Here is a 1,846-nt window from a genome sequence, read left to right on the forward strand (position 1 = left end):
GTTCCGGTTTATTCCAGAGGCTGTCTGTTTTTAAAAGCTGCGTTGCCCTTGCTTTTATCACCAGAACAGCACCGGCAACGGTGCCATTACACCCCTGAACATTTCCCTCCAGGGAATGTGGGGGTGTGCTGTCAGTCCCCGAAAATCAATAGCGGGTTGGACAGTGACGATGGTGATCCATCGATCCCATTCCACCCTAGAAGCTCCTGATAGCCCATTAGCGAGCCGATTAAGGTCGTTTGACATGGTTGGCCGGCTTTTTGGCCAAGCGTGTCAAATGGCCCAACAACGAACGCAGTGAGGCGTTAGGCTCGATTGCAGCACATAGATCCGACGGAGCTACCGCATTTACAGGACGCCAGCCCATTCGGGCGATGGCTTTCCCCAGTGCTCTCGCTCTGTTGATCTCATGGTTTGCCGTCGTCCTACGGCCTAGGCCACCCACTCAATCACCATAACGAGGCTTGTGGAACCTGCTTCGCGTTGCGGTAGATCCGTCCTATCCGAATGCAATCTAACGGGCTGAAAATGCCCTTATTTTTGATTGCTATAACGAAGGTCAAAAGAGGGTAATACAAGATATAAGATACTGGGAACCACGTATTCCGTGGCTTTCAGCCAATTTTTATACTCTGTGGAGGTAAGTTTTATACTCTGTGGAGGTAAGTTTTATACTCTGTGGGGGTATGAAATGAGTGTAAAAAAAAGTATACCCTCGCTATTTCAAGGCTCTAAATTGTACTTTTTTAAAAGTAAGTTCGTTACCGTGTGGGGGTATGCTTTGTACTCTTTTAAGGGTATTGACAATACTTTTAAAATGGTATATACTGGGAATAAGCAACTATTTATAGGAACATATTATGTCTTCTAAAAGACCTACAAAAAACCATATATACACACATGAAACACATGCAGTAAATAACGAAACCGGCGAAGTTATTTCATCATCAAAAGAAACTATTATTCAGTTTCCTGCTGAACCTGAATATATAAAGCTTTATTTAGACGATATTAATCGCCTCTACGATCTTCCAAACAACTCCATCTTATACGAGCTTATGAAGCGTATGGACTATGATGGGTTGATTAATATAAGCAAATACGGCAAAGACATGATTTGTGAAAAGCTTAATTTAAAACCACAGACCTTTGCAAATTATCTTGGAAAATTAAAAGATAAGGACATTATTCTCCCTGTCGGTCGTGGCACATTTATGCCGAATCCAAACCTTTTTGGCAAAGGCACATGGAAAGACATTTATAATCGTAGAAAAACATACGAAAGCATTAAAATGAACATCATTTATAAAGCAGATGGTTCAAAAACAGTTCAAACCGAGTTCAATCTAGATGAATAATGTTGTAAGTAAAATAATTAAGAGCCTTACGGCTCTTTTTTCTGGTGTGCTTTGCACTTTTAAAGCTTGAACTTGCCGCTTCGTCCCTTCAATTCATCATTAAGAGACTTCATTTTTACCGCATTTTCTTGTGTTTCTTTAAGTAGTGGTAGTAAATCACCACCACCAGAATCGGCGTTAAAATATGCTGCAACTTTGTTGCACAACTTCAATGATGAATTATAAAAATCTGGAAAAGAATTCCTAAGTTGTTGGTGTAAGTTTTTAAAAATAGGTCTTTCATTAAGCATATTTTAAACATTGTCATACATGCTTTTTATGTCTTTTCTTACTTCTTTTTCGAGTTCGACACGTTCGATTAAACTATCATAAGCAGCACCATTTTCATTAAAATCAGCAACAATAGCATCGACCCTCGAGGCAACCTCCTCCAGAAGCTCCTCATTGAACTGTAAGGCACGATCTAGGTGGGTTTGACGGTCTACCAG

At 40.4% G+C, this 1,846-nt stretch carries 2 protein-coding genes; one reads left to right on the top strand and one right to left on the bottom strand.

Going from position 1 to position 1,846, the window contains the following annotated elements; genetic code table 11:
- Positions 1-860: 860 nt before the first annotated feature.
- On the top strand, positions 861-1,358 hold the full coding sequence (locus tag ACFWV2_RS33005; protein WP_169894459.1) for a hypothetical protein: 498 nt from the start codon (positions 861-863) through the stop codon (positions 1,356-1,358).
- A gap of 293 nt (positions 1,359-1,651) precedes the next feature.
- Here the strand turns inward: ACFWV2_RS33005 and ACFWV2_RS33010 are convergent.
- The coding region (locus ACFWV2_RS33010; RefSeq protein ID WP_384411106.1) for a hypothetical protein at positions 1,652-1,846 on the bottom strand (195 nt) is incomplete at its 5' end.

This window comes from Streptomyces sp. NPDC058671 (assembly GCF_042716475.1).
GTDB lineage: Bacteria > Actinomycetota > Actinomycetes > Streptomycetales > Streptomycetaceae > Streptomyces.